This is a genomic window from Streptomyces sp. NPDC107471, from assembly GCF_055582845.1.
In genome coordinates this window covers 749,647-774,294 of record NZ_JBVJPC010000001.1, presented here as the reverse complement: position 1 = coordinate 774,294, position 24,648 = coordinate 749,647, and the positions used below count along the sequence as shown (strand labels likewise).

At 71.9% G+C, this 24,648-nt stretch carries 21 protein-coding genes; 10 read left to right on the top strand and 11 right to left on the bottom strand.

What is annotated here, in order from left to right:
• Positions 1 to 6: 6 nt before the first annotated feature.
• The 3 genes from ACZ66S_RS03410 to ACZ66S_RS03400 all read right to left on the bottom strand — a co-directional run bounded on the left by ACZ66S_RS03410 (position 7) and on the right by ACZ66S_RS03400 (position 3,103).
• Positions 7 to 939 (bottom strand): bifunctional helix-turn-helix transcriptional regulator/GNAT family N-acetyltransferase, encoded by a 933-nt coding sequence (locus tag ACZ66S_RS03410; RefSeq protein ID WP_469899316.1) that lies wholly within the window; start codon positions 937 to 939, stop codon positions 7 to 9.
• A gap of 77 nt (positions 940 to 1,016) precedes the next feature.
• A complete protein-coding gene (locus ACZ66S_RS03405) occupies positions 1,017 to 1,613 on the bottom strand; it encodes a dihydrofolate reductase family protein (protein ID WP_469899315.1) in 597 nt (198 codons plus the stop codon).
• Between the two features lie 443 nt (positions 1,614 to 2,056).
• Entirely contained in the window at positions 2,057 to 3,103 is a 1,047-nt protein-coding gene (locus tag ACZ66S_RS03400) for a LacI family DNA-binding transcriptional regulator (RefSeq protein WP_469899314.1), read from the bottom strand.
• A 295-nt stretch (positions 3,104 to 3,398) separates the two neighbouring features.
• Between ACZ66S_RS03400 and ACZ66S_RS03395 the strand changes: the two genes are divergently transcribed.
• The 6 genes from ACZ66S_RS03395 (at position 3,399) to ACZ66S_RS03370 (ending at position 9,414) form a co-directional block, all read left to right on the top strand.
• Positions 3,399 to 4,556, top strand: a complete 1,158-nt coding sequence (locus tag ACZ66S_RS03395) for a Gfo/Idh/MocA family protein (protein WP_469899312.1) — start codon at positions 3,399 to 3,401, stop codon at positions 4,554 to 4,556.
• Positions 4,553 to 5,707 carry a dihydrodipicolinate synthase family protein gene (locus tag ACZ66S_RS03390; protein WP_469899311.1) on the top strand — a complete coding sequence of 385 codons (1,155 nt, stop codon included), beginning with the start codon at positions 4,553 to 4,555 and terminating at the stop codon, positions 5,705 to 5,707. Before ACZ66S_RS03395 ends, ACZ66S_RS03390 begins: the two co-directional genes overlap by 4 nt.
• Positions 5,704 to 6,534 (top strand): sugar phosphate isomerase/epimerase family protein, encoded by an 831-nt coding sequence (locus ACZ66S_RS03385; protein ID WP_469899309.1) that lies wholly within the window; start codon positions 5,704 to 5,706, stop codon positions 6,532 to 6,534. The genes ACZ66S_RS03390 and ACZ66S_RS03385 overlap by 4 nt, the downstream gene beginning before the upstream one ends.
• Positions 6,535 to 6,826: 292 nt before the next feature.
• The gene (locus tag ACZ66S_RS03380) at positions 6,827 to 7,837 is read left to right on the top strand and encodes a helix-turn-helix domain-containing protein (RefSeq protein WP_469899673.1); all 1,011 of its coding nucleotides are present in this window, start codon (positions 6,827 to 6,829) and stop codon (positions 7,835 to 7,837) included.
• 192 nt (positions 7,838 to 8,029) lie between these two features.
• Positions 8,030 to 8,461 (top strand): hypothetical protein, encoded by a 432-nt coding sequence (locus ACZ66S_RS03375; RefSeq protein ID WP_469899307.1) that lies wholly within the window; start codon positions 8,030 to 8,032, stop codon positions 8,459 to 8,461.
• A 62-nt stretch (positions 8,462 to 8,523) separates the two neighbouring features.
• Positions 8,524 to 9,414 (top strand): hypothetical protein, encoded by an 891-nt coding sequence (locus tag ACZ66S_RS03370; RefSeq protein ID WP_469899306.1) that lies wholly within the window; start codon positions 8,524 to 8,526, stop codon positions 9,412 to 9,414.
• A 10-nt stretch (positions 9,415 to 9,424) separates the two neighbouring features.
• Here ACZ66S_RS03370 and rbsD read toward each other — a convergent pair whose 3' ends face one another.
• The 5 genes from rbsD to ACZ66S_RS03345 form a co-directional block, all read right to left on the bottom strand.
• A complete protein-coding gene (gene rbsD / locus ACZ66S_RS03365) occupies positions 9,425 to 9,814 on the bottom strand; it encodes a D-ribose pyranase (protein ID WP_469899304.1) in 390 nt (129 codons plus the stop codon).
• On the bottom strand, positions 9,811 to 10,713 hold the full coding sequence (locus ACZ66S_RS03360; RefSeq protein WP_469899302.1) for a ribokinase: 903 nt from the start codon (positions 10,711 to 10,713) through the stop codon (positions 9,811 to 9,813). The genes rbsD and ACZ66S_RS03360 overlap by 4 nt, the downstream gene beginning before the upstream one ends.
• Positions 10,714 to 10,779: 66 nt before the next feature.
• On the bottom strand, positions 10,780 to 12,717 hold the full coding sequence (locus tag ACZ66S_RS03355) for an ABC transporter permease/substrate-binding protein (protein WP_469899301.1): 1,938 nt from the start codon (positions 12,715 to 12,717) through the stop codon (positions 10,780 to 10,782).
• The gene (locus ACZ66S_RS03350; protein ID WP_469899300.1) at positions 12,707 to 14,233 is read right to left on the bottom strand and encodes a sugar ABC transporter ATP-binding protein; all 1,527 of its coding nucleotides are present in this window, start codon (positions 14,231 to 14,233) and stop codon (positions 12,707 to 12,709) included. Before ACZ66S_RS03350 ends, ACZ66S_RS03355 begins: the two co-directional genes overlap by 11 nt.
• Positions 14,230 to 15,258 (bottom strand): LacI family DNA-binding transcriptional regulator, encoded by a 1,029-nt coding sequence (locus tag ACZ66S_RS03345; protein WP_469899298.1) that lies wholly within the window; start codon positions 15,256 to 15,258, stop codon positions 14,230 to 14,232. Before ACZ66S_RS03345 ends, ACZ66S_RS03350 begins: the two co-directional genes overlap by 4 nt.
• A 184-nt stretch (positions 15,259 to 15,442) precedes the next feature.
• Between ACZ66S_RS03345 and ACZ66S_RS03340 the strand changes: the two genes are divergently transcribed.
• From ACZ66S_RS03340 to ACZ66S_RS03330, 3 genes are all read left to right on the top strand, one after another.
• Positions 15,443 to 15,808 carry a cupin domain-containing protein gene (locus tag ACZ66S_RS03340; RefSeq protein WP_469899296.1) on the top strand — a complete coding sequence of 122 codons (366 nt, stop codon included), beginning with the start codon at positions 15,443 to 15,445 and terminating at the stop codon, positions 15,806 to 15,808.
• A gap of 114 nt (positions 15,809 to 15,922) precedes the next feature.
• The gene (recD2, locus tag ACZ66S_RS03335) at positions 15,923 to 18,172 is read left to right on the top strand and encodes an SF1B family DNA helicase RecD2 (RefSeq protein ID WP_469899294.1); all 2,250 of its coding nucleotides are present in this window, start codon (positions 15,923 to 15,925) and stop codon (positions 18,170 to 18,172) included.
• Positions 18,173 to 18,403: 231 nt separating this feature from the next.
• Entirely contained in the window at positions 18,404 to 19,693 is a 1,290-nt protein-coding gene (locus tag ACZ66S_RS03330) for a citrate synthase (RefSeq protein ID WP_365450058.1), read from the top strand.
• Positions 19,694 to 20,291: 598 nt separating this feature from the next.
• On the opposite strand, the gene ACZ66S_RS03325 is transcribed toward ACZ66S_RS03330, so the two are convergent.
• Together ACZ66S_RS03325 and ACZ66S_RS03320 are read right to left on the bottom strand one after the other, a co-directional pair.
• A complete protein-coding gene (locus ACZ66S_RS03325; RefSeq protein ID WP_469899293.1) occupies positions 20,292 to 22,505 on the bottom strand; it encodes a heavy metal translocating P-type ATPase in 2,214 nt (737 codons plus the stop codon).
• A 115-nt stretch (positions 22,506 to 22,620) separates the two neighbouring features.
• The gene (locus tag ACZ66S_RS03320; protein WP_031037814.1) at positions 22,621 to 22,860 is read right to left on the bottom strand and encodes a heavy-metal-associated domain-containing protein; all 240 of its coding nucleotides are present in this window, start codon (positions 22,858 to 22,860) and stop codon (positions 22,621 to 22,623) included.
• 150 nt (positions 22,861 to 23,010) lie between these two features.
• On the opposite strand from ACZ66S_RS03320, the gene ACZ66S_RS03315 reads away from it, so the two are divergent.
• Positions 23,011 to 24,054 carry a zinc-dependent alcohol dehydrogenase family protein gene (locus ACZ66S_RS03315; RefSeq protein ID WP_469899292.1) on the top strand — a complete coding sequence of 348 codons (1,044 nt, stop codon included), beginning with the start codon at positions 23,011 to 23,013 and terminating at the stop codon, positions 24,052 to 24,054.
• Here the strand turns inward: ACZ66S_RS03315 and ACZ66S_RS03310 are convergent.
• Complete coding sequence (locus ACZ66S_RS03310) at positions 24,035 to 24,601, bottom strand: GNAT family N-acetyltransferase (RefSeq protein ID WP_469899290.1); 567 nt, start codon at positions 24,599 to 24,601, stop codon at positions 24,035 to 24,037. The two genes, ACZ66S_RS03315 and ACZ66S_RS03310, sit on opposite strands and share 20 nt — an antisense overlap.
• Positions 24,602 to 24,648: the final 47 nt, after the last annotated feature.

Sequence of the window (24,648 nt, the reverse complement as noted above, 5' to 3'; positions counted from 1 at the left end):
GCACCGTCACTCGGCCGCGCCGGTCAGGTCCAGTCGCCAGTCCTGTCCGTTCAGGTCCCTGCCGAAGGAGCGGTGGGGCTCCTCGGCGGCCAGCACGAAACCGTGGCGCCGGTAGAGGTGGCGGGCGGCGGTGAGCACGTCGTTGGTCCACAGCACCAGGTCGCGGTAGCCGACACCGCGCGCGAAGTCGACGACGGCCGACACCAGTCGGTCCCCGATGCCGAGTCCGCGCGCCTCGGGCTCGACGAGGAGCAGCCGCAGCCGGGCGGTCGCGGGCGCCTCGTCCCGTACGCACATCACGCAGCCGACCGGACGCCCGTCCAGCTCGGCGATCCACACCCGCTCCAGATGCGGGTCGTGGTCCTCCGCGAAGTCGGCGACGATCCTCGCGACCAGGGCCTCGTAGTCGGCGTTGAAGCCGTACTCGGCGGCGTACAGGGCTCCGTTGCGGGCCACGATCCAGCCGAGGTCACCGGGGCCCGGCTCGCGCAGCAGGACGTCCTCGCGGCGGGGCGGGCGGCCGTCGGACAGCAGGGTGCGGACGGTCCGCATCGCCTCGGTGAGCCGGGGCCGGTCGGCGGCGGGGACGGTCGCGAGGAGGGCGCCCACGGATTCGTCGGCGCGCTCGGCGAGCAGTGCGGCGGTCTCCCGGCCGCGCGCGGTGAGCGTGACCCGGCGCCGGCGCGGATCGCGGTGCGAGGTCGTGCGCTCGATCAGTCCGTCCTGCTCGAACTTGTTCAGGATGCGGCTCAAGTACCCGGCGTCCAGGGAGAGTTCGGTGCGCAGGTCGGCTGCGTCGGTGCGCGGCGAGTGTGCGAGCTCGTACAGGACGCGGGACTCGGTGAGGGTGTACGGCGCGTACAGCCGGCGGCTGTAGTCGAGGGCGCCGATGACGTTCGTGTAGAAGCGGTTGAAGGCGCGGATGTCCTGGACGGTCATGATCGGTCGACCCCCGGATGCTTGACTCGGTCAGAGATACCGACGGACCGAGCGTAGGACGTCCGCGCCCGCCGCGGCTACCCCTCGGTGGCGGGCCGGTAGACGCAGAGCTGCACGCCGGTCTTGCCGGTGACCGTGGACACCAGCTCGAAGGGCCGCTTCGCGCCGTCGTCCGGGAAGATCGACTTGCCGCCGCCGAGCAGCACCGGCATCACGATGAGCTGGAGCTCGTCGACGAGTCCCTCGCTGATCAGCGTGCGCACGAGGGTGGGGCTGCCCATCATGGCCAGCTCGCCGCCCTCGGTGTCCCGCAGCGCACGGATCCGCTCGACGGCCTCGGAGCCCGGGATCCGCTCGGTGTTGTCCCAGGTCAGCTCGTCGTCGCCGAGGGTGTCCGAGACGACGTACTTCTTCAGCGAGTTCAGCCGGTCGGCGAACGGGTCCCCGGCGCGCTCCGGCCAGGCCCCCGCCATCGTCAGATACGTCCGCCGCCCGTACAGCAGCGCCTCGGCCCGCTCCATCCCCTCGGTGAACGCCGGTCCGAGCACCTCCGCGTCGAAGTACGGGTGCGACCAGCCCCCGTGCGCGAACCCGCCGTCGGTGTCCTCCTCGGGCCCACCGGGCGCCTGCACGACCCCGTCCAGACTGATGAACTCACTGACCACGATACGCATGGGACTCACTCCGGTTCGCTAGTCGGGTTACGGCAGTACAGACCGAGGCGAAGGACAGAACTCATCGGCGAAGCGAGCGTACGGCGTCCCCACACCGGGGCCCACCAGAACGGGGGACTCCGGGGCCCACACCATCCGCGGGCATGCGGCACCGCCGCCACGTGGGCCTACCCCCTGGCAGTGACACGCCGTCAACCGTCCGCCCGGCGACCGGCCCCACGGACCAGGGCAGTGGCCCCCCAGGGCGCTCTCAGGCCAGCGGCACGCCGGGGCTTGCCGCACTCGCGCGCCCGCGGCACCCCCAGGCTCACGGCACCTTCGGGCCTACGGCACCCTCGCCCGCGGCGCCTCAAGACTTACGGTCCCCGCACCCACCGCCCGCTCGGGCATGCGGCACCTCGGACCCACCGCACCTTCAAGCTCACCCCACAGCCACCGCCCCCTCACCCCCGAGGCCCCCCCGAAGACCCCCGCACCATCAACTCCCCCCGCACCGTGGCGATCCCGCCCGGCGGTGGCTCCTCGCGGCCCATCGCGATGCGGCCCGCCCGTGCTCCCGCCTCCGCCAGCGGCAGTCGTACCGTCGTCAGGGCCGGTACCGCGTCGATGCTGAACGGGAGGTCGTCGAAGCCGGCGACGGACACGTCGTCCGGGATCCGCAGCCCCGAGTCCCGCAGCGCCGCGCACGCCCCCAGCGCGACGGAGTCGTTCGCGGCGACGACGGCGGTCAGGGACGGGTCCCGGCGCAGCAGCTCCAGCGTGGCCTCGTACCCGGACCGCCGGTCGTAGCGGCCGTGCACGGTCCAGCGGGGGTCCTCCTCGATGCCGTGCGCCGCCAGCGCCGCCCGGTGTCCCTCCAGCCGGTGCCGGGTCGTGGTCCGCTCCTCGGGACCGGCGATGTACCCGAGCCTGCGGTGCCCGAGCCCGATGAGGTGCTCGGTGAGTTCGCGACCGCCGCCCCGGTTGTCGAAGGTCAGCGCGAACGCCCCGGTCTCCGGCGCCGGCGGTCGCCCGCACAGCACGATCCGCGTCCCCGCGTCCGCCAGCTTCCGCAGCTTGGCCGACATCGCGGCCTTGTGCGGCGCGGCCTCCGTCGCCCCGCCCGTCAGGACGACCGCCGCCGCCCGCTGCCGCTGGAGCAGGGTGAGATACGTCAGCTCCCGCTCCGGGGAGCCCCCGGTGTTGCAGACGACCCCGAGCCGCTCACCGCCCGCGCGCCCGCCCGGCCCCCCGATCTCGGACTGGATCGCACCGGCCATGATCCCGAAGAAGGGGTCGGCGATGTCGTTCACGAGGATCCCGACGAGATCGGAGGTGGCGGCGGCGAGGGAACTCGCCGGACCGTTCAGCACGTAGTCCAGCTCGTCCACGGCCCGCAGCACCCGCTCACGCGTGGACGCGGCCACGGGGTAGTTCCCGTTCAGCACACGCGACACCGTCGCGGGGGAGACCTGGGCGCGGGCCGCCACGTCCGCCAGGGTCACCGTCATCTCGTCGTCCTCCGGTCGCGCGCCCCGGCTGCCGCGGTGTGCCGCGGTGTGCCCTGGCGCATCTCAGTCGTACTCCGTCGTACACGCGGGCCCCCACGGCCCGGTTCCGAGCCGAACCATAAGCCCCCCGACCCTCGCCGTTCGCCCCCTCGAACAACTCACCCGGTTCGCGGTCTTGTCCGGACCGCTGGTCAGAGGCTAGCTTCTACCTAGATAGAAAGCGCTTGCTGTAACGCTCATCAGTGGAGCGTGCGCGGCGCGCACAACCGCGTACGACTCCTATGAAGGGAATGACGTGACACGCAAGACGGTGCGTATCGCCATGAACGGTGTGACGGGGCGCATGGGCTACCGCCAGCACCTCGTCCGCTCCATCCTCGCCATCCGCGAGCAGGGCGGCCTCGACCTCGGCGACGGCGACGTGCTGTGGCCCGAGCCGGTCCTCGTGGGCCGCCGCGAGCACGCGCTGAAGGCCCTCGCCGAGCAGCACGGCCTGGACCCGGCGAACATCTCCACCGACGTGGACGCGGTCCTCGCCGACCCGACCGTCGAGATCTACTTCGACGCCCAGGTGACCTCCGCCCGTGAGGAGGCCATCAAGAAGGCGATCGCCGCCGGCAAGCACATCTACACCGAGAAGCCCACCGCCACCGGCCTCGACGGCGCCCTGGAGCTGGCCCGCCTCGCCGAGGCCAAGGGCATCAAGCACGGCGTCGTCCAGGACAAGCTCTTCCTGCCGGGCCTGCTCAAGCTGAAGCGCCTCATCGACGGCGGCTTCTTCGGCCGGATCCTCTCGGTCCGCGGCGAGTTCGGCTACTGGGTCTTCGAGGGCGACTGGCAGCAGGCCCAGCGCCCGAGCTGGAACTACCGTGCCGAGGACGGCGGTGGCATCGTTGTCGACATGTTCCCGCACTGGGAGTACGTGCTCCACGAGCTCTTCGGCCGCGTGAAGTCCGTCCAGGCCCTCACCGCCACCCACATCCCCCAGCGCTGGGACGAGAACGACAAGCCCTACGACGCCACCGCCGACGACGCCGCCTACGGCATCTTCGAGCTCGACGGCGGCGCGATCGCCCAGATCAACTCCTCCTGGGCCGTGCGCGTCAACCGCGACGAGCTCGTCGAGTTCCAGGTCGACGGCACGGAGGGTTCGGCGGTCGCCGGCCTGCGCAACTGCCGGGTGCAGCACCGCTCCGCCACCCCCAAGCCGGTCTGGAACCCGGACATCCCCGCCACCGAGGTCTTCCGCGACCAGTGGCAGGAAGTGCCCGACAACGCCGAGTTCGACAACGGCTTCAAGGCCCAGTGGGAGCTCTTCCTGAAGCACGTCTACGCCGACGCCCCCTACCAGTGGGACCTCCTCGCCGGCGCCCGCGGTGTCCAGCTCGCCGAACTGGGCCTGAAGTCCTCGGCCGAGGGCCGCCGTCTCGACGTACCGGAGATCGCGCTGTGACCATCCGACTCCCCACCGGGGACGGAGGGTTCACGGCGTACGAACCGCGCCTCGAACCCTTCGCCGCCACCTCCGGCACCCCCTTCACCTCTCGTACGGTCTTCTCGGCCGCGCACGTCGTCGCCGACCCGTTCGCCGACACCAGCCCCGACTCGCCGGCCGCCGTCGACTGGGACGCCACCCTCGCCTTCCGCCGCCACCTGTGGTCGGACGGGCTCGGTGTCGCCGAGGCGATGGACACCGCGCAGCGCGGGATGGGCCTGGACTGGGCGGGCGCGGCCGAGCTGATCCGCCGCAGCGCCGCCGAGGCCAGGTCGGTCGGCGGGCTCATCGCCTGCGGTGTCGGCACCGACCAGCTCACCGGCCCGGCGACCCTGGACGAGGTCCGGGCCGCCTACGAGGAGCAGCTCGCCCTCGTCGAGGAGTCCGGCGCCCAGGCCATCCTGATGGCCTCCCGGGCCCTCGCGGCCGCGGCGAAGGGCCCCGAGGACTACCTGGAGGTCTACGGCCACCTGCTGCGCCAGGCCGGCGAGCCGGTGATCCTGCACTGGCTGGGCCCGATGTTCGACCCGGCCCTGGAGGGCTACTGGGGATCGAGCGACCTCGACGCGGCGACCGACACCTTCCTGGAGGTCATCGCCGCCCACCCGGACAAGGTCGACGGCATCAAGGTCTCGCTCCTGGAGGCGCGGCGCGAGGTCGACATCCGCCGCCGTCTCCCGCAGGGCGTCCGCTGCTACACCGGTGACGACTTCAACTACCCCGAGCTGATCGCGGGCGACGACCAGGGCTTCAGCCACGCCCTGCTCGGCATCTTCGACCCGCTGGGCCCGCTCGCCGCCGAGGCGGTCCGGGTGCTGGACACCGGGGACGCCAAGGGCTTCCGCGAACTCCTCGACCCCACGGTCGAGTTGTCCCGGCACCTCTTCCAGGCGCCGACCCGCTTCTACAAGACGGGCGTGGTCCTCCTCGCCTGGCTGGCCGGCCACCAGTCGCACTTCACGATGGTCGGCGGCCTCCAGTCGGCCCGCTCCCTCCCGCACTTCGCGCGCGCCTACGAACTCGCCGACGGCCTGGGCCTGTTCCCGGACCCGACCCTCGCCGAGGAGCGCATGAAGAACCTGCTGTCCCTGTACGGGGTGACCCAGTGACCGACCTGTCCCGCTTCTCGATCAACCAGATGACGGTCAAGCAGCTCTCCCTGCCCGAACTGGTCGCCGCCTGCCGCGACCTGGGCGTCGGCAACGTCGGGCTGTGGCGCGAGCCCGTCCGCTCGTACGGCGTCGAGGAGACGGCCAAGCTGGTCCGCGACGCGGGTCTGACCGTCACCACGCTGTGCCGCGGCGGCTTCTTCACGGCGATCGACCCGGACGAGCGGGCCGCGGCGCTGGACGACAACCGCCGCGCGGTCGACGAGGCGGCCGCCCTCGGCACCGACACCCTGGTGCTGGTCTCGGGCGGCCTCCCGGCCGGCTCGACGGACCTGCACGGCGCCCGGGAACGCATCGCGGACGCCCTGGCGGTACTGGGTCCGTACGCCGAGGAGCACGGGGTGCGGCTGGCCATCGAGCCGCTGCACCCCATGTACGCCGCAGACCGCTGTGTGGTCTCCACGCTCACCCAGGCCCTCGACCTGGCGGAGCGCTTCCCCGCCCGGCAGGTCGGCGTCACGGTGGACACGTACCACATCTGGTGGGACGACAACGCGCCCGCGCAGATCGCCCGCGCGGGCGCCGGCGGCCGTATCCACACCTTCCAGCTCGCGGACTGGACGACCCCGCTGCCGGAGGGTGTGCTGAACGGCCGCGGGCAGATCGGCGACGGCTCGATCGACATGCGGGAGTGGCAGCGTCACGTCGAGGCGGCCGGGTACACCGGGGCCATCGAGGTGGAGCTGTTCAACGACGCGCTGTGGGCCCGCGACGGCCGCGAGGTCCTCGCCGAGACCGCCGAGCGCTTCGTGGCCCACACCGTGTGAGCGGGCCGGATATTTCGAAGGGGCCCGGTCGACAGACCGGGCCCCCTCGGGTTTCCCTCCCCATCAGAACCCCCGTGATCCCCCCAGATCCCCCTCCAAGAGTCCTGATGCCAAGTACGACCCGCGAGGTCGGGGGAGGGTTGTACGGGCTACCGACTTTTTTCGCCCCCTTTTTTCGCGGTGCCGGCGGTGACGGAGGGAAGCGGCCGAATCCATACGTTGCCGGTGTGGCGCCCGAGGCCCAGGCTGCTCCGTGCCGAGCACGACTGCCGACGATCCCGGGGGACGTTCCGTGCTGCGCATCCACTTCACGCCCGATGACCTGACCCGCATCCGGGTGGCGAACACACCTGACCCGCTCTGGGAGACCGCCTTCAGCCTCCACCGGCTCCAGACCACCCAGGGCCGCTGGGCCTACGCGGACTGGCACCGCAGCACCCGGGCCACGCTCACCGGCACCCGGCTGGGCGCCGCGGTGCGCGGGCTCCTCATCCCCGTGCTGCCCAGGGCCCGTTACTGGCCGGACTTCCTCACCCCGGCCGAGTGCGCGGACGGGCTGGAGGCGGGGCTGGCCGCCGTCCGGGACACCCCGCCCGAGCGGGTCGTCCACGAGATGAAGCTGCTGGCCCGGTGCAGCGGCGCCCCGGACTGGGTGACCGGACTGGCCGAACACGACCCCCGCGACGAGCTCGTCCGGGTCCTGCGCGCCTACCACGACGCCGTCGTCGCGCCCCACCACGACCGGATGGGCGAGGCGCTCGCCGGGGAGCGCGTCCTGCTCGCCCGTTCGACGCTCAACGGCGGTGTCGGCGGCCTGCTCAACGGCCTCTCGCCCACCATGCGCTGGCGCCCGCCCGTGCTCCACGTCGACTACGTCGAGGACCGCGACCTGCACCTCGGCGGGCGCGGCCTGCGCCTCGTGCCGTCCTACTTCTGCTGGAAGACACCGGTCTCCCTGGCCGACGGCACACTGAGACCGGTGCTGGTGTACTCCGTGCAGGGCGTCAGGCCGCCCGACCCCGCCCTGCCCGACGCCGCGCTCTCCGCGCTGCTGGGCAGGACCAGGGCCGCCGCGTTACGCGCCGTGGCCCTCGGCATGACCACCTCGGAGCTGGCCCGCTTCCTGGGCGTGTCCCCGGCCACGGCCACGCACCACACCACGGTGCTGCGCGACGCCGGCCTGAGCACGAGCCGCCGCCTCCAGAACACCGTCCTGCACACCCTGACCCCGCTCGGGGCGGCGATGCTGCGCCGTCCCGCCCCGGCCGAGCGTGCCGGGGCGACGGTGCCGAGCGACTTTTAGTCACCGGCGGCCCGCAATTCAGGACATCCTCCGGCTCATGGGCCCCGGCCGTCGCACCCGCCGCAACGGAGCGACGAACTCCGCTGCCCCGCCTGGACTTTTCGAGTCTGTTCGAAGGTCGTGGTCCGGACCGGACCCGCGCTGCGACTGTGTGCGGCGGCACCACCACCCACCGGAAAAGGGGAACCAAGCATGCCGAACAGAGACCGCAGCCGCCGGGCCGTCGTCGCAGGAGCACTCGTGTTCGTCTCCGCGGCGACCGGCATGGTGCTCGCCCCCGCCGCGTCCGCGGCCCCGCAGGCCTGCACGGCCTCGTCGCTGACCACCGGCGAGTACGAGAGCCAGGGCACCGTCCGCAACAAGTCCGCCACCAGCTCCTGCGGCGACCTCAACCTGACGTACTCCTTCAACAGCACGTCCCGCACCTACGACTACTACGCGGGCCGTCTGCGCCGCTCCGACGGCACCTGGTTCACCTGCGCCAAGCGCTATGTCCAGGCCTACGACGGCAGCCACAGCGTCAACGACTCCACGTACTGGCTGTGCACCGACGTCAACGACAACACGCCGTTCAGCGTGTCCAGCCTCCTCGAGGGCGGCGACAGCGTCACCATCACCCACTGACCTCGACTCCGGGTCCCGGGGTGCCGCGCCCGCGCGGCACCCCGGCCGGCGGAAGGACGGACGTGAACCGCACCAGCCTCGCCCGCACCGCGGTCGCCGCGGCCGCCGCCATGCTCACCGCCGCGTGCGGCACGGCGGCCGACCCGTCGGGGGCGGGGCCGGCCGCCGCGCCCGCGCCGACCACGGCCGCGGCACCCGCGCGGGTCACCCACGCCCTGCCCCGGGACCCGGTGCGCATGGTGCTCCCGGTGACCGGTGCCGAGAGCCGCTGGACCCAGGGCCTGGACGTCCTCGGCCGGCAGGTGGCACGCACCGCCGCCGACCGCTGCGCCCGGACCGCGGGCATCCGGCTCCCCGAGGAGGCCCCCTTGGCGTTCATCTCGTACGCCGAACTGCCCGACCTGGCCTTCCTCGGCCGCCACGGGTTCGGACACGGCACCGAGGTGCCCCCGCCCACCCCCGCGCCCACAGCGGCCGCCGGCACCGCCCGAACCGGCAGCGCCGCGCAGACCCGCCGCTGCCGCGCCGAGGGCGAGGCCGCCGCGAAGGCCGTACGCGAGGCCTACCTGCCGTTGCAGCGGGCGTGGTTCGGCGAGCTCTCCGCCGCCCGTCGCACCCCGGCGGCCACCCGCGCCCTGGCCGGCCTGCCCGGCTGCCTCGCGGAACGGGGGTACCGGGTGCGCGACGAGAACGCCTTCTTCGCCCTCGTCGACTCCCGCCTGATGAACGCGCCCGCGGCCGACTACGCGCGCGTGGACAGCGCGCTCGGCAACGCCTACGCCACCTGCATGCGCCCGGTCGAGACCGCACGCGAACCGGCCCGGCGGGACCTGCGTGATCGGTTCCTCGCGGACCACGCCGAGGAGGTCCGCGCACTGCGCGCCGCCCTGGTACCGGCCCTCCGGCGCGCCGAGCGGACGTACGACCTGCGCCTCGCCTTCCCGGCGCCCTGAGACCCCGGTGTCAGAAGAACACCCCGCACCTGAGCAGCACGTTCGCGTACGGCTGTGCCTCCCCGGTGCGTACGACGAGCCGGGCGCCCGCCGACATCTCCTTGAGCTGCTCGTGGGAGACCAGGTCCAGCTCGGGGAGGCGGGCGACCAGCAGCTCCGCGGCCGCCGGGTTGGCGTCCCGCACCTCCTCCGCCGCCGTGCCCCCCTCGACCACCAGCTCGGCGAGCAGCCCGTCGAGGACCTCCGCGAAGGACGGCACCCCGGCCCGGAAGGCCAGGTCGACCACGCGCGGCCCGTCCGGGATCGGCATGCCGGCGTCGCACACCAGCACCCCGTCCCCGTGCCCCAACTCGGCGAGCGCGCCGGAGAGATGGCGGTTCAGTATTCCGGCCCTCTTCACAGCGCGCCGACCTCCTCAGCGGTGGGGAAGGAGTCCTGCGCGCCCTTCCGGGTCACCGCGACCGCCCCGACCCGGGACGCGTACGCGGCCGCCTCCACCAGGGAGGCACCCGCCCCCAGCCGGAACGCCAGCGCCGCCGTGAAGGCGTCCCCCGCACCCGTCGTGTCCACGGCGTCCACCTTCACCGACGCCACCCGGCTCACCCCCGCCGAGGACGCCACCAGCGACCCCCCGGCGCCCAGCGTCACCACCACCGACCGGGGCCCCTTGGCGAGCAGCAGCCGCGCCCAGTCCTCCGGCACGTCGCTCACACAGGCCTCCCCGAGGATCACCTTCGCCTCGTGCTCGTTGACGATGAGCGGATCGCAGGCCGCCAGCACCTCGGTGGGCAACGGCCGCGGCGGCGACGGGTTCAGCACGAACCGGCTGTCCGGCGACAGACTCCGCACGACCTCCACGACCGTCTCCAGCGGGATCTCCAACTGGGCCGACACCACCCGGGAGGCGTGGAAGAGGCTGACCGCGGCCCGTACGTCCCCCGGCGTCAGACGCCCGTTGGCACCCGGCGACACCACGATGCTGTTGTCGCCCGACGGGTCGACGGTGATCAGCGCGACCCCCGTCGGGGCCCCGCCCACCAGCACGCCCACCGTGTCGACCCCGGCCGTCCGCTGCGAGTCGAGCAGCAGTCTGCCGTGTCCGTCGTCGCCGACCCGGGCCAGCAGCGCCGTCCGTGCGCCCAACCGGGCCGCCGCGACCGCCTGGTTGGCGCCCTTGCCCCCCGGGTGCACGGCCAGGTCCGAACCGAGCACCGTCTCGCCGGCCCCCGGCCGCCGCTCCACGCCGATCACCAGGTCGGCGTTGGCCGACCCTACGACCAGAAGGTCGTAGTCGTACATGAATGACTCCCCTAGTCAGTGACGCGGGGCGGGCGGTCGAAGCGACCGCCCGCCCGTACGCCGTCGTCAGCCCGTGAAACCGGCCACGTTCTCCTTGGTGACCACCTTCACCGGCACCTTGACGGTCTCCTCGACCTTCTTGCCCTCAAGGGCCTTCAGCGCGTTGTCCACCGCGATTTTGCCCAGTTGGGAGGGCTGCTGTGCCACGGACGCGTACAACGTGCCGCCCTTGACCGCGTTCAGGCCGTCCGGAGTGCCGTCGAAGCCGACCACCGAGACCGACTTGCCGGCCTTGGAGCCCAGCGCCTTGATCGCGCCGAGCGCCATCTCGTCGTTGGCGGCGATGACGCCCTGGACGTCCGGGTGGGCCTGGAGCAGGTTCGACATCACGTCGAGGCCCTTGGTGCGGTCGAAGTCGGCGGGCTGCTGCGCGACGACCTGGATGCCCGGGTACGCCTTGAGTCCCTTGGCGAAACCCTCGGCGCGCTCACGGGCCGCCGACGTGCCCGCCTGGCCCTGGAGGATCACGATCTTGCCCTTGCCGCCGAGCTTGTCGCCGATGGTCTTGGCGGCGAGCTCACCGCCGGCGATGTTGTCGGAGGCCACCAGGGCGTCCGTCCTGGCGTTGTTGACGCCCCGGTCGACCGCGATGACGGGGATCTTCGCCTTGTCGGCGGCCTTGACCGAGTTGCTCGCCGCGTCCGAGTCCACCGGGTTGACGATGATCGCGCCGAGGTTCGAACTGGTGAAGTTCTGGAGCTGGTTGGCCTGCTGGGAGGCGTCGTTCTGGGCGTCCGTGACCGTCAGGTCCACGCCCAGCTTCTTCGCCTCGGCCTGGGCGCCCGACCGGATCTGCACGAAGAAGGGGTTGTTGAGCGTGGAGAGCGACAGGCCCACCTTCGGCTTGGCCGTCGAGGACGAGTCGTCGTGCAGGAACGAGGTCGCGCCCACGATCGCCACGGTGACCACGGCCGCGAGACCGTACGTCGCCGCCTGGCGCCCCTTGCCGCCCTGCGGGGCACCGGCCACCGGGGTCGCCCCGGCCTTGCGGCGCAGCGTGTCGAGCAGCACCGCCAGTGCGATGACGACACCGATGACGACCTGCTGCCAGAACGCGGACACGTTCAGCAGGTTGAGGCCGTTGCGCAGCACCGCGAGGATCAGCGCGCCGATCAGCGTCCCGGACGCCTTGCCGGTGCCGCCCGCGAGCGAGGCGCCGCCGATGACGACCGCGGCGATCGCGTCCAGCTCGTAGCCGTCGGCGGCCTGCGGCTGCGCCGAGGACAGCCGGGCGGCGAGCACGACACCCGCGACGGCCGCGAAGACACCGGACAGCGCGTAGATGGCGAGCTTCTGCTTCTTGACCCTGAGGCCGGAGAGACGGGCCGCCTCCTCGTTGCCGCCGATCGCGTACATGGAGCGGCCGATGTAGGTCCGGCCCAGCACGAAGGCCGCGATCAGCCCCATGAGGACCATGACGAGGACGGGCACCGGCAGCCAGCCGCCGAGCGTGTCACCGAGGTGCGAGACGGAGTCGGGGAAGGCGATCGGGGAGCCCTCGGAGATCACCAGCGACAGACCGCGGGCCACCGAGAGCATGGCCAGGGTCGCGATGAACGGGGGCAGCTTGCCGTACGCGATCAGGAAGCCGTTGACGAGACCGGCCGCGATGCCGGTCACCACGGCGAGGACGACGGCTATGAAGACCGGCACCCCGTGCGACGTGGCGCTCCAGGCGAGGACCGTCGCCGACAGGGCCGCCACCGAGCCCACCGACAGGTCGATGCCCGCGGAGACGATCACGAAGGTCACACCGAAGGCGAGGATGGCGGTCACAGCCGCCTGGACGCCGACGTTGAGCAGGTTGTCGGTGGTCAGGAAGTCGCCGGACAGCGCCGACATGGCGATGACGAGGACGATCAGCGCGGTGAGCGCGCCGTTGTCGAGCAGGAGACGGCGCAGGCCACCCGCGCTCGCCCCGCTCTTGAGCGTGTCAGTGGCCACGGGGGGCCTCCTTCTCGGTCTTGACGGTGTTCGTGCTGACGGCGAGAGCCATCACGGAGTCCTGCGTGGCCTCGTCGGCGGTGAGTTCGCCGGCGATCCGGCCCTGGGCCATCACCAGCACCCGGTCGCTCATGCCGAGCACCTCGGGCAGATCGCTGGAGATCATGAGGACGGCGGCACCGGCCGCGGTGAGTTCGTTGATGAGCTGGTAGATCTCGACCTTGGCGCCGACGTCGATCCCGCGCGTGGGCTCGTCGAGGATCAGCACCTTGGTGTCGGCGAGCAGCCACTTGCCGATGACGACCTTCTGCTGGTTGCCGCCGGAGAGCGTGCGCACATGCTGGTGCAGGCCCGCCATCCGCACCCCGAGCTGGTCGGCGATCCGCGCGGCGGCCGCCCGCTGGCCCTTGAGGTCGACGAGCCCCCCGCGGGTGGCGGCCCGCATGGTCACCAGGCCCAGGTTCTCCTCGACCGACTGGTCGAGCACCAGGCCCTGGCCCTTGCGGTCCTCCGGGATCAGCCCGATCCCGGCGGCCATGGCGGCGCCCACGTCGTGGCCCCGCAGCGCCGTCCCGGCGACGTGCACGGCCCCCTTGTCGTACGGGTCCGCGCCGAACACGGCCCGCACGACCTCGGTACGGCCCGCGCCGACCAGCCCGGCGATGCCGACGACCTCGCCGGCGTGCACCTCGAAGCCGATGTCGTGGAAGACGCCGTCGCGGGTGAGGCCCTCGACCCTGAGCAGGGCCGCTCCCGTCTCGCCGCGCTGCCGCGGGTACTGCTGCTCGATGGACCGCCCCACCATCAGGCGCACGAGTTCGTCCTCGGGCGTGGTGGCGGGCACCTGGCCGACCGACTTCCCGTCCCGGATGACCGTGACCCGGTCGCCCAGGGCGGCGATCTCCTCCAGGTGGTGGGTGATGAAGACGATCCCGACCCCGTCCTCGCGCAGCCTGCGCACGATCGCGAAGAGCTTGTCGACCTCCTCGGAGGTGAGCACGGCGGTCGGCTCGTCCATGATCAGCACGCGCGCGTTCAGGCTGAGCGCCTTGGCGATCTCGACCATCTGGAGCCGGGCGATGCCGAGTTCACGCACACGCGCGCGTGGCGACACGTTGACCCCGACCCGCTTCAGCAGGACCTCGGCGTCGGCCTCCATGGTCTTCCGGTCGATCATCCCGAGGCGGCGCGGCTGGCGGCCCAGGAAGATGTTCTCGGCGACCGTCAGGTCGGGGACGAGGTTGAACTCCTGGTAGATGGTGGCGATGCCCAGCCGCTCGGCGTCCTGCGCCCCGCGGATGTGCACCTCCGCGCCGTCCACCAGGACCCGGCCCTCGTCGGGGTGGTAGGCGCCCGAGAGCATCTTGATCAGCGTGCTCTTGCCGGCGCCGTTCTCGCCGAGCAGTACGTGCACCTCGCCCCGGCGCAGGTCGAAGTCGACGCCGTCGAGCGCGACCACGCCGGGGAAGGACTTCCGTATGCCCTCGATGCGCAGCAACTCGTCCTCGTTGCTCACGACTCGCTCCTGTTCGTTACGGGGTTCTCGTGCGGGTTCTCGCCGCAGGAACGGCGGACGACGAGACGGGCGGGGAGGGTGACCGACGCGGGACGCCGGCCCTCGATGCGGTCGACGAGCGCGCGCACGGCGGCCCGCCCCAGCTCGCCCGTGGGCTGGGCGACCGCGGTGATCGGCGGATCGGTGTGCACGAACCACGGGATGTCGTCGAACGCGGCCAGAGCCAGGTCCTGCGGCACCCGCAGCCCACGCGCGCGTACGGCGTCCAGGGCGCCGAGCGCCATCAGGTTGTCGGCGGCGAAGACGACCTCGGGCGGTTCGGGCAGGTCGAGGAAGCCCTCGGTGACCCGCCGTCCGCTCTCGGCCTGGAAGTCGCCCTGGCCTATGTAGGCGTCGGGCAGCTTCAGGCCGTACGCCTCCAGGGCCTCCCGGAAGGCCGCCACGCGCTCCTGGCCGGTCGTGGTGGCGGCGGGCCCGGCGATGATGGCGAGCCTGCGGTGCCCGAGGCCGTGCAGGTGGGCCACGAGGTCGCGCACGGCGGCCCGTCCGTCGGCCCTGACCACCGGCACGGCCACGCCGGGGATCCAGCGGTCCACGAACACCATCGGGGTCCCCGCGCGGACGGCGTCCAGCATCAGCGGGGAGCCGCCGTCGGTGGGGGAGACCAGGAGGCCGTCGATCCGGCGGTCCAGCAGGTTGCGTACGTGGTGGTCCTGGAGGTCCGGGCGTTCGTCGGCGTTCCCGATGATCACGCTGTAGCCCAGCGCGCGGGCCTCCTCCTCGACGGAGCGGGCCAGCTCGGTGAAGTAGGGGTTCAGCACGTCGCTGATGACCAGGCCGAGGGTGTGGGTCTGGTCGGTGCGCAGGGAGCGGGCGACGGCGTTCGGGCGGTAGCCCAGGGTCTCCACGGCGGCCAGCACGCGGGTGCGTGCGTCCGCGCTGACCGACGGGTGGTCGTTCAGGACCCGCGACACCGTGGCGACGGAGACCCCCGCCTCGGCAGCGACGTCCTTGATGCTCGCCATCGCCGCTCCACCTCCTTGTGGAATCGATTACACGAGTGCGTGTACCGAGGATTGGAATCGATTACACGGCCGTTTGCAAGACCCCGATACCAAATCGTGATGTGGCGGGCCGCGCGGGGGCGGACCAGGCTGGAAGGGGCAGAAGTCGTTTCCTCAAGGCCTGGGAGGCCGGAGCGGAGGAGCCATGACGGCGGCCACTCGTGACGACGTACCCGTCGCCCTCGCGGGCGACGGCGTGGAGGTGCGCACCCGGCCGATCGGCGGCGGCATGTCCGTCGCTTGGCTCCGGCTCCCGGAGGGCACGGACATGGGCCCCGCCCTCAAGGGCCTCGAAGGCGACGCGTGCCAATGCCCGCACTGGGGCTACCTGTTGAAGGGCCGCCTCAAGATGCTCACGCCCTCCGGCGAGGAGGAGTACGAGGCGGGCCAGGCGTACTACTGGGGCCCCGGCCACGTCCCCGTCGCCCTGGAGGACTGCGAGTTCGTGGAGTTCTCCCCGACGGAGGACTTCGCGACGGTGATCGACCACGTGACGTCACAGGCGGGGTAGCGGACCGGGCGTGGGCCGTGGGGAGCAGGAGGCACCCCAGGCGTGTCACGCCGTCCCCCTCCGTCCCCCACGCCGACCCCCTGGGCTGTCACTGCCGGGCGGTACCGTCGGGGCATGTCCAATCAGGCGGGGGCCTCCACGGGTGAGCGACGGCTGGCCGTGCTCGAAGGCGTGCTGGAGCGCATCACGTACGCCAACGAGGACAACGGCTACACCGTCGCCCGCGTCGACACCGGCAGGGGCGGCGGCGACCTCCTCACCGTCGTCGGCGCGCTGCTCGGTGCCCAGGTGGGGGAGTCCCTGCGGATGGAGGGGCGTTGGGGCTCCCACCCGCAGTACGGCAAGCAGTTCACCGTGGAGAACTACACGACCGTCCTGCCGGCCACCGTCCAGGGCATCCGCCGCTATCTCGGCTCGGGGCTCGTCAAGGGCATCGGCCCCGTCTTCGCCGACCGCATCACCCAGCACTTCGGCACCGACACCCTGAAGATCATCGAGGAGGAGCCGAAGCGGCTCGTCGAGGTCCCCGGCCTCGGCCCCAAGCGCACCAGGAAGATCGCCGACGCCTGGGAGGAGCAGAAGGCGATCAAGGAGGTCATGCTCTTCCTCCAGACCGTCGAGGTGTCCACCTCCATCGCCGTGCGCATCTACAAGAAGTACGGCGACGCCTCGATCTCGGTGGTGAGGAACCAGCCCTACCGGCTCGCCGCCGACGTCTGGGGCATCGGCTTCCTCACCGCCGACAAGATCGCCCAGTCCGTCGGCATCCCGCACGACAGTCCGGAGCGGGTCAAGGCGGGCCTCCAGTACGCCCTTTCGCAGTCCGCCGACCAGGGCCACTGCTACCTCCCCGAGGAGCAGCTCATCGCCGACGCGGTCAAGCTCCTCCAGGTCGACACCGGCCTGGTCATCGAGTGCCTCGCCGAACTCGCCCTGCCCGACGAGGACTCCGGCGACCCCGGCGTCGTACGCGAGAAGGTGCCCGGCCCCGACGGCCACGAGGTCACCGCCGTCTGGCTCGTCCCCTTCCACCGCGCCGAACTCTCCCTCGCCGCCCAGGTGTTGCGCCTGCTGCGCACCGACCAGGACCGCATGCCGGCCTTCCGCGACGTGGCCTGGGACAAGGCGCTGGGCTGGCTGAAGTCCCGTACGGGCACCGAGCTCGCCCCGGAGCAGGAGGCCGCCGTCAGGCTGGCGTTGACCCAGAAGGTCGCCGTCCTCACCGGCGGCCCCGGCTGCGGCAAGTCCTTCACCGTGCGCTCGGTCGTGGAGCTGGCCCGCGCCAAGAAGGCCAAGGTCGTCCTCGCCGCCCCGACCGGCCGGGCCGCCAAGCGCCTCGCCGAGCTCACCGGCGCCGACGCCTCCACCGTGCACCGGCTCCTGGAGCTGAAGCCCGGCGGCGACGCGGCCTACGACAAGGACCGCCCGCTCGACGCCGACCTGGTGGTGGTCGACGAGGCCTCCATGCTGGACCTGCTGCTCGCCAACAAGCTGGTGAAGGCCGTACCCCCGGGCGCACACCTGCTGTTCGTCGGGGACGTCGACCAACTGCCCAGCGTCGGCGCGGGGGAGGTCCTCAGGGATCTGCTCGCCGACGGCGGGCCGGTGCCCGCCGTGCGCCTCACCCGGGTGTTCCGGCAGGCCCAGCAGTCCGGTGTGGTCACCAACGCGCACCGGATCAACGCCGGGCAGCACCCCGTCACCGACGGCATGAAGGACTTCTTCCTCTTCGTCGAGGACGACACGGAGGAGGTCGGCCGGCTCACCGTGGATGTGGCGGCCCGTCGGATTCCGGCCAAGTTCGGCCTCGACCCGCGCCGGGACGTGCAGGTGCTCGCGCCCATGCACCGCGGCCCCGCCGGCGCCGGCACCCTCAACGGCCTGCTCCAGCAGGCCATCACCCCGGGCCGCCCCGACCTCGCCGAGAAGCGGTTCGGCGGCCGGGTCTTCCGGGTCGGCGACAAGGTCACCCAGATTCGCAACAATTACGAGAAGGGCACCAACGGTGTCTTCAACGGCACCGTGGGCGTGGTCACCTCGCTCGACCCGGTCGACCAGCGCCTCACCGTGCTGACGGACGAGGACGAGGAGGTGCCGTACGACTTCGACGAACTGGACGAACTGGCCCACGCGTACGCGGTGACCATCCACCGTTCCCAGGGCAGCGAGTACCCGGCCGTGGTGATCCCGGTCACCACCAGCGCCTGGATGATGCTCCAGCGGAATCTGCTGTACACGGCGGTCACGCGCGCGAAGAAGCTCGTCGTCCTCGTCGGCTCCCGCAAGGCGATCGGTCAGGCGGTGCGCACGGTCTCGGCGGGGCGGCGCTGCACGGCGCTGGACTTCCGGCTCTCGGCCCTGTGACGGGCGTCAATCGTGAGACGACACAAAAAATGATCGATCAAATGAGTCACGTGGGTCACAGAGCCCTTCCGGAAGCGGGTGGGGAGGGGCAGGATGAGCAAGTTGGCGGCACTCAGTGCCGCTGATACGCCCAACGGCCGACCCCGAGTGCACTCTCCTGCGCCAAATGGGGGATGGTAGAGACAGTCAGGGCAACCTCGAAGAAGAGGCACAACGTCGGTGAGGGATGACGTGAGCGACAACTCTGTAGTAGTGCGGTACGGCGATGGCGAGTACACCTACCCGGTGATCGACAGCACCGTCGGCGACAAGGGCTTCGACATCGGGAAGCTCCGCGCCCAGACCGGTCTGGTCACCCTGGACAGCGGCTACGGCAACACCGCGGCCTATAAATCCGCCATCACCTACCTCGACGGTGAGGCCGGCATCCTCCGGTACCGCGGCTACCCGATCGAGCAGCTAGCCGAGCGCTCCACCTTCCTGGAGGTCGCCTACCTCCTGATCAACGGTGAGCTCCCGACCGTCGACGAGCTCTCGGTCTTCAAGAACGACATCACGCAGCACACCCTGCTGCACGAGGACGTCAAGAACTTCTACAAGGGCTTCCCGCGCGACGCCCACCCGATGGCCATGCTGTCGTCGGTGGTCTCCGCCCTGTCGACGTTCTACCAGGACAGCCACAACCCCTTCGACGAGAAGCAGCGCAACCTCTCGACGATCCGCCTGCTCGCCAAGCTCCCGACGATCGCGGCGTACGCCTACAAGAAGTCGATCGGCCACCCGTTCGTCTACCCGCGCAACGACCTCGGCTACGTCGAGAACTTCCTGCGCATGACGTTCTCGGTGCCGGCGCAGGAGTACGACCTCGACCCGGTCGTGGTCTCCGCCCTGGACAAGCTGCTCATCCTGCACGCCGACCACGAGCAGAACTGTTCGACCTCCACGGTCCGTCTCGTCGGCTCGTCGCAGGCGAACATGTTCGCGTCGATCTCCGCCGGCATCAACGCCCTGTGGGGCCCGCTGCACGGCGGTGCCAACCAGTCCGTGCTGGAGATGCTGGAGGGCATCCAGGCCTCCGGCGGTGACGTCGACTCCTTCATCCGCAAGGTGAAGAACAAGGAGGACGGCGTCCGGCTGATGGGCTTCGGCCACCGGGTCTACAAGAACTTCGACCCGCGCGCGAAGATCATCAAGGCGGCGGCGCACGACGTCCTCTCGGCCCTCGGCAAGTCCGACGAGCTGCTGGACATCGCCCTCAAGCTGGAGGAGCACGCGCTCTCCGACGACTACTTCGTCTCGCGCAGCCTCTACCCGAACGTCGACTTCTACACGGGCCTGATCTACCGCGCCATGGGCTTCCCGACCGAGATGTTCACGGTCCTGTTCGCCCTCGGCCGCCTCCCGGGCTGGATCGCCCAGTGGCACGAGATGATCAAGGAGCCGGGCTCCCGCATCGGCCGCCCGCGCCAGATCTACACGGGTGTCGTGGAGCGGGACTTCATCCCGGTCGAACAGCGCTGACACCTGCCGGTGAGCGAAGGGGCGCCGCTTCGGTGGCGTCCCTTCGGCGTTCCCGGCGGGCGAGCCTCTGCGAGCACGCAAAACGAAAGGCGCCCTGGCGACGGTCCCCCCACGGGCCGGCGTCCAGGGCGCCTTCCCATGTCCCGGTGCGGATTCCCCCCACGGGATCCGGCCGGGCGTCTGAGAGACCAGCGCCTGAATCGCTGTCTTTCCGGTACTGCTGTTGAGCAGAACGAGCAGAACTCCTCGTACTACTCCAGTGTGCGGCCTGCCGGGACAGCGCACGGTCGGGAGGGCCGCTCAAAGCTTCCCTAAGTGCGTGCCCCGGCAACGCAGCTCCGAGGAAGTCCCCCAAGACATCCTCAGACGTCAGTCAACGCCCCCCAAGACGCTGCCTGACATCGCCAACTTAGACCTTCGAACCCCTTCGATGGTTACGTTCGCATCACTGTGATCTGCGTCTCTTGCAAATGTCCGTTAGATACGCAAGAGCCCGGATACGGTGAACGGGACCCCAGCGTAAGGACGATGCGCGAGTCTTGTGAAGAGCTTATGTGAGCGTGGCTCCGGACTCCAGAGGGGGTCTGTCAAAGGATCCTCAACGGAAGGCACGCAGCCGCAGGCTGTTGGTCACCACGAACACCGAGGAGAACGCCATCGCCGCCCCGGCGATCATCGGGTTCAGCAGCCCGGCCGCGGCCAGCGGCAGCGCGGCCACGTTGTAGCCGAAAGCCCACACGAGATTGCCCTTGATCGTGGACAGGGTGCGCCGGGAGAGCCGGATCGCGTCCGCGGCCACCCGCAGGTCACCGCGCACCAGCGTCAGATCCCCCGCCTCGATCGCCGCGTCGGTCCCGGTCCCCATGGCGAGCCCCAGGTCGGCGGCGGCGAGCGCGGCGGCGTCGTTGACCCCGTCGCCGACCATCGCGACGACCCGGCCCTCGCGCTGCAGCCGTCGTACGGCCTCGACCTTGTCCTCGGGCAGCACCTCTGCGACCACCTCGTCGATCCCGACCGCCCGGGCCACCGCCTCCGCCACCGTCCGGTTGTCCCCGGTCAGCAGCACCGGCGTGAGCCCCAGCGCCCGCAGTGACCGCACCGCCTCGGCGCTGCTCTCCCTGACCGCGTCGGCGACGGCCAGGACCCCGCGGGCCACGCCGTCCCACCCCACCACGACAGCCGTACGGCCGTCCCGCTCGGCCTCCTCCCTGGCCCGGGCCAGCTCGGCGGGCAGCACGTCGAAGAGCCGCCCCACGGCCACCTCGTGGCCCTCCACGCGGCCGCGGACGCCCCTGCCCGGGACGTTCTCGAACCGCTCGGCCGGCGGCAGCGCCCCGACCCGCTCCTCGGCGCCCGCGGCGACCGCCCGCGCGACCGGGTGCTCGGAGGCGTGCTCCAGGGCGCCCGCGAGCCGCAGCACCTGCTTCTCGTCGGCCCCGTCGACGACGTGGATCTCCTGGAGGGTCATCCGGCCCGTGGTGACCGTGCCGGTCTTGTCCAGGACGACGGTGTCGACGCGCCGCGTGGACTCCAGGACCTCCGGGCCCTTGATGAGGATGCCGAGCTGGGCGCCGCGTCCGGTGCCGACCATGAGCGCGGTCGGTGTGGCCAGGCCCAGCGCGCACGGGCAGGCGATGATGAGCACGGCGACGGCCGCGGTGAACGCGGCGACGGTGTCCCCGGTGGTGCCGAGCCAGGCCCCGAAGGTGGCCACCGCGACGAGGAGCACGGCCGGCACGAAGACCGCGGAGACCCGGTCGGCGAGCCGCTGCACCTGCGCCTTGCCGTTCTGGGCGTCCTCCACGAGCTTCGCCATCCGCGCGAGCCGGGTGTCGGCCCCGATCCGGGTCACGGCCACGACGATCCGCCCGCCGGCGTTGACGGTGGCCCCGGTCACGGCGTCCCCGACGCCGACGTCCACCGGCACCGACTCGCCGGTCAGCATGGAGGCGTCCACGGCCGAGGAGCCCTCGACGACGGTGCCGTCGGTCGCGATCTTCTCGCCGGGCCGTACGACGAACCGGTCCCCGACGGCCAGCCGCTCCGCCGGGATCCGCACCTCGCGCCCGTCCCGCAGGACGCAGACGTCCTTGGCCCCGAGCTCCATCAGCGCCCTGAGGGCCGCCCCCGCACGGCGTTTGGCACGGGCCTCCAGATAGCGGCCGAGCAGGATGAAGGCGGTGACCCCCGAGGCCACCTCCAGGTAGATCGCCGAGGCGCCGTCCATGCCGCCGGCGGTGAGCTCGAACCGCTCCCGCATGCCCGGCATGCCCGCGTCACCGAAGAACAGCGCCCACAGCGACCAGCCGAACGCGGCGAGGGTCCCGACCGAGACGAGGGTGTCCATGGTCGCCGCGCCGTGCCGGATGTTGGTCCAGGCGGCCCGGTGGAACGGCCACGCGCCCCAGACGACGACGGGCGAGGCGAGGGTCAGCGCGAGCCACTGCCAGTTGTCGAACTGGAGGGCGGGGGTCATGGAGAGCACGACGACCGGGACGGCGAGCGCGACGGAGACGAGCAGTCGCTGCCGCAGGGAGGCGAGCTCGGGGTCCGTGTCCTCGGGCTCCGCTGCGGCGGGCGCGGGCTCCTGCGCCGTGTAGCCCGTCCGCACGACGGTCGCGATCAGGTCGGCGACCTCGACGTCCGCCGGGTAGGCGACCCTCGCCTTCTCGGTCGCGTAGTTGACCGTGGCGGTGACGCCGTCCATCCGGTTGAGCTTCTTCTCGACCCGGGCGGCACAGGAGGCGCAGGTCATCCCGCCGATGACGAGTTCGACCTCGGAGACGGGCGCGGGCGGGGCCGTGGTGGACATGTTCCCTACTCCAGAAACGATTCGTCCGCGCTCCTGCGGGGCGCGGTGAACAGTGCGACGGGCCGTGGCCGGCCGTCGGTCGCCCGGCGGCCCGCCACGGCGCTTCCCCGGGCGGTCAGGCCTTGCCCACGAGCTCGAAACCGGCCTCGTCCACGGCGGCCCGCACGGCTTCCTCGTCCAGCGGCTCCGCCGACACGACCGTGACCTCGCCGGTGGAGGCGACCGCCTTCACCGAGCTGACCCCCGCGATCTCGGAGATCTCACCGGAAACGGAACCCTCACAGTGCCCGCAGCTCATCCCGCTCACCTTGTAGACGGCGGTGACGGATCCCGGGGTATCGGTCTGGGCGGTCATGTCGTTCTCCTCGTGGAGGCGTGTGGGGTTACTGCATCACAGCCTATACCCCTAGGGGGTATTTCTCCAAGAGTCGTCGGCCGGGTCCGGCCGGCGGACCGGCGACCCGTCAGGATGTACCCGCAGACGGAATCGGCGAGGGAGACGCGGATGCGAGCGGTTGTCTTCGAGAACTACGGCGAACCCGCACAGGTACGGGACGTGCCCGACCCCCGCCCCGCGGACCACGGAGCGGTCGTCCGCGTGGAGGCCACGGGCCTGTGCAGAAGCGACTGGCACGGCTGGCAGGGCCACGACCCCGACATCACCCTCCCGCACGTGCCCGGGCACGAACTCGCGGGCGTGGTGGAGTCGGTCGGCCCCCGCGTGCGCGACTGGCGTCCCGGCGACCGGGTCACCGTCCCCTTCGTCTGCGCCTGCGGCACCTGCGCGGCCTGCGCGAGCGGCGACCACCAGATCTGCGAGCGCCAGACCCAGCCCGGCTTCACCCACTGGGGCTCGTTCGCCCAGTACGTGGCGCTCGACCACGCCGACGTGAACCTCGTCGCCGTACCGCACGACATGACCTTCGCCACGGCCGCCGCCCTGGGCTGCCGGTTCGCCACGGCGTTCAGGGCGGTCGTGCAGCAGGGGCGGGCCGGTGCGGGGGAGTGGGTCGCGGTGCACGGCTGCGGCGGGGTCGGCCTGTCCGCGGTGATGATCGCGGCGGCCTCGGGGGCCCGCGTGGTGGCCGTGGACGTCTCGGCCCGGGCGCTGGCCCTGGCGAAGGAGTTCGGCGCGGCGGAGTGCGTGGACGCGGGCGGCACCCGGGACACCGCGGCGGCGGTCCGCGAGCTGACCGGCGGCGGGGCCCATCTGTCCCTGGACGCCCTCGGTTCCCCGGCCACCTGCGCGGCCTCCGTCGAGTCGCTGCGCCGGCGCGGGCGGCATGTCCAGGTGGGTCTGCTGCCCTCGGCGGACGGCACGACGCCGGTGCCCATGGCCCGCGCGATCGCCCTGGAGCTCGCGCTCCTCGGCAGCCACGGCATGGCCGCCCACACCTACCCGCCGATGCTGGAACTGGTCGCGGCGGGCGTGCTGCGACCGGATCTGCTGGTCACGTCCACGATCCCGCTGGACGCGGCCCCGGCCGCCCTCGCGGCCATGGGCACGGCCCCCGGAGCGGGGGTGACGGTCATCCAGCCGTGGGGTTGAGGGCGGCCCACTCGCGGTCGAGGAGGCCCATGACCACCCAGTCCACCCACTCGCCGTCCCGCAGGTCGGACTCCCGCCGCACACCCTCGACCGTGAACCCGGCCTTCTCGTAGACCCGCAGGGCGCGGGCGTTGTGGCGGTAGACCTCCAGCTCGACGCGGTGCAGGCCGAGCCGCTCGAAGCCGTGGCCGACCACGAGGCGAGTGGCCTCGGTGCCGAGCCCGCGTCCGCGCCCCCGGGGCCCGATGAGCGTGCGGAAGGTGCAGCTCCGGGCCTGGGGGTCCCACTCGTGGAGGACGACCTCGCCGACCAGTTCACCCGTGGCGCGGTCGGTGACGGCGAGGTCGAGCCGGTCGGTCTGCTCGGACCGCGAGCCGTACCAGGAGCGCAGCCGCTCCAGGGTGAGTTCGCCGGCGGGCGCGCCGGTGAAGCGGACCACCTCGGGGTCCTCGATGATCTCCGCCATGACCTCGGCGTCGGCCTCCGTGAACGGCCGCAGCACGGTCCGCTCACCGGTCAGCACGGGTTTCACGGAGAAGTCGCTCATGGCCCGACTGTGTCAGACGCGGCCACCTCCCGGCCCGCGGTTTTCCG

Excerpts from the sequence above, each read along its gene's own strand:
- ACZ66S_RS03310 (WP_469899290.1), bottom strand. The coding sequence starts at position 24,601 with ATGAGCGACTTCTCCGTGAAACCCGTGCTGACCGGTGAGCGGACCGTG.
- ACZ66S_RS03320 (WP_031037814.1), bottom strand. The coding sequence starts at position 22,860 with ATGACCGCCCAGACCGATACCCCGGGATCCGTCACCGCCGTCTACAAG.
- ACZ66S_RS03405 (WP_469899315.1), bottom strand. The coding sequence starts at position 1,613 with ATGCGTATCGTGGTCAGTGAGTTCATCAGTCTGGACGGGGTCGTGCAG.
- ACZ66S_RS03410 (WP_469899316.1), bottom strand. The coding sequence starts at position 939 with ATGACCGTCCAGGACATCCGCGCCTTCAACCGCTTCTACACGAACGTC.
- ACZ66S_RS03315 (WP_469899292.1), top strand. The coding sequence starts at position 23,011 with ATGCGAGCGGTTGTCTTCGAGAACTACGGCGAACCCGCACAGGTACGG.
- ACZ66S_RS03340 (WP_469899296.1), top strand. The coding sequence starts at position 15,443 with ATGACGGCGGCCACTCGTGACGACGTACCCGTCGCCCTCGCGGGCGAC.
- recD2 (WP_469899294.1), top strand. The coding sequence starts at position 15,923 with ATGTCCAATCAGGCGGGGGCCTCCACGGGTGAGCGACGGCTGGCCGTG.
- ACZ66S_RS03360 (WP_469899302.1), bottom strand. The coding sequence starts at position 10,713 with ATGTACGACTACGACCTTCTGGTCGTAGGGTCGGCCAACGCCGACCTG.
- ACZ66S_RS03375 (WP_469899307.1), top strand. The coding sequence starts at position 8,030 with ATGCCGAACAGAGACCGCAGCCGCCGGGCCGTCGTCGCAGGAGCACTC.
- ACZ66S_RS03400 (WP_469899314.1), bottom strand. The coding sequence starts at position 3,103 with ATGACGGTGACCCTGGCGGACGTGGCGGCCCGCGCCCAGGTCTCCCCC.
- ACZ66S_RS03345 (WP_469899298.1), bottom strand. The coding sequence starts at position 15,258 with ATGGCGAGCATCAAGGACGTCGCTGCCGAGGCGGGGGTCTCCGTCGCC.
- ACZ66S_RS03325 (WP_469899293.1), bottom strand. The coding sequence starts at position 22,505 with ATGTCCACCACGGCCCCGCCCGCGCCCGTCTCCGAGGTCGAACTCGTC.